Here is a 1,194-nt window from a genome sequence, read left to right on the forward strand (position 1 = left end):
GTTGTGTCAGCGTGGGGCCTTTACCAAAAGAATGGGAGTACGTTCGGGGCGGGCTCCTTAGTTTTTTGTCGCGCGATACTACTTATCTGCTACCGGAAACTGACAGCCGCAAAGTCGGTTATATCCTGACATACCATACCTAGTTTTCTTTACTTGCGCGTATTACTCACACAGACTCGCAATTGTCCTCTCTCCGCTTTCCCAGTCACTACGGATCACCGCATATCCCATGACATCGCGCCTGATACCCTGTGCGGTAACTCCAGCTTCTCGATAATGCGCCTCGTGAACCCAGCCTGCAGAGTTAAAAGCACGACGCATAGCAATATTGTCGCTTCGTGTATTGCCTTCAACGCGGATAATGGAGCTTTTGGATTCAAAAATAAGGTCAGTTAGCTTAATGAGTGCAATACTCCCGATCCCTTGATTTCTATATTTCGCTACTATACGTATATCTATTTCTGCTGTGGCATCTTGCAGTCCGTGCACTACGGCAATACCGACGTGCTCTCCATCGTTGTGAATGAAGGCAACACGGTTATTAGGTTCCGAGAATTCCTGCTCTTCAAACCGGCGTATGAGGCTCTCATGCGACACGTTATGTTCAAGATGGAATGGCCAATCACTGCCGCAGAAAACATTCTCAAATGGTTCCCATTCGTGCTTTATATCTGCCCAACGAACAACACAGTTCATGTTTTTTCCTAACTTATTTTCAACTCATATTTTGTGTTTCGAGAACGTATGAACCTCATCTTCAACACTGAGCTCACATAATAAAACATAGGAGGAATCAACCGTAATAATTTGATAGTACAGGGAATTACTTTCGGAACTTATACCACCGATTACGCCAAGGGGTTTCATGGTGGAAATTCCTTTTACTATTTACTGAGGAGTCCTCATAGTAGGGTCAGATGACGTCAGTACCCTATAGCTTGGTCAAGTCGATCTTGCCCATGTGCAGGATCTTATCGCGTGTGGCGGCGTCGGCCATGAGCTCGGCGATATTGTAGGGGACGACCTGCCACGAGACACCCCACCGGTCGACGCACCAGCCGCAGCGCTCGGCCTCGGGCACAGCAGAGAGCCCCGCCCAGTAGCGGTCGATCTCTTCCTGGTCGCGACAGGAGACGATCATGGAGACTCCGGGCGTGAAGGTGAAATCGTGGAAGGTCCCAGAGTCCGTGGCTG

At 49.0% G+C, this 1,194-nt stretch carries 2 protein-coding genes; both read right to left on the minus strand.

Annotation, left to right across the window (positions count from 1 at the left end):
* Positions 1-162 precede the first annotated feature (162 nt).
* Positions 163-696: a GNAT family N-acetyltransferase gene (locus HMPREF2554_RS09460; RefSeq protein WP_070554983.1), complete on the minus strand. Its 534-nt coding sequence runs from the start codon at positions 694-696 to the stop codon at positions 163-165.
* 235 nt (positions 697-931) lie between these two features.
* Positions 932-1,194: VOC family protein (locus HMPREF2554_RS09465; RefSeq protein WP_210396049.1), on the minus strand; the 263-nt coding region annotated here is incomplete at its 5' end.

Source organism: Rothia sp. HMSC071F11 (genome assembly GCF_001809115.1).
Classification (GTDB): domain Bacteria; phylum Actinomycetota; class Actinomycetes; order Actinomycetales; family Micrococcaceae; genus Rothia; species Rothia dentocariosa.